This is a genomic window from Paenibacillus sp. TSM33 (assembly GCF_056099025.1).
This window is the reverse complement of sequence record NZ_JBLZXB010000085.1, coordinates 1-238: the sequence shown is the minus strand read 5'-3', so window position 1 is coordinate 238 and position 238 is coordinate 1. Positions and strand designations below refer to the sequence as shown.

Annotated in this window: 1 rRNA gene; it reads left to right on the top strand. The window is 52.1% G+C overall.

Annotated elements, in window-relative coordinates:
• Window positions 1–238: ribosomal RNA gene (locus ACN6NF_RS26000) — 23S ribosomal RNA — on the top strand; the annotation flags it as partial.

The window sequence follows — 238 nt, the reverse complement described above, 5'->3', positions numbered from 1 at the left end:
ATCTGCCAAGGCTAAATACTCCCTGGCGACCGATAGTGAAGCAGTACCGTGAGGGAAAGGTGAAAAGCACCCCGGAAGGGGAGTGAAATAGATCCTGAAACCGTGTGCTTACAAGAAGTCAGAGCCCATTTTAGGGGTGATGGCGTGCCTTTTGTAGAATGAACCGGCGAGTTACGTTCCCGTGCAAGGTTAAGGTGAAGAGCTGAAGCCGCAGCGAAAGCGAGTCTGAATAGGGCGA